We start from the raw sequence: 238 nt of genomic DNA, 5'->3' as shown, positions 1-238 counted from the left end.
GCCATTATCTTAGATAATATTCTGTTCTTAAAGCCATCAAAGGATTTCGCATAGTTTCTTCTAATCATAAACTGATCACATAATTGCGAAAATAAGGTTTCGATGGGCTTTCGGTATTTTCTAAAAATATAAGGCTGCGGATTATATCCATGTTGATTTTTTCGCATAGGTACTTCCATATTAATCTGGTTGTAAGTAAATAAGTCTCTTTGATAATCAATACTCAGATAACCTTTGT

General features: G+C 31.5%; 1 protein-coding gene. It reads right to left on the bottom strand.

Annotation, left to right across the window (positions count from 1 at the left end):
- The coding region (locus GNY06_RS03065) for a transposase (protein ID WP_166518753.1) at window positions 1–238 on the bottom strand (238 nt) is incomplete at both ends.

This window comes from Elizabethkingia argenteiflava (assembly GCF_009904105.1).
Classification (GTDB): Bacteria; Bacteroidota; Bacteroidia; order Flavobacteriales; family Weeksellaceae; genus Elizabethkingia; species Elizabethkingia argenteiflava.
The sequence above is the reverse complement of the archived record's forward strand: the minus strand, read 5'-3'. Positions and strand labels throughout refer to the sequence as shown.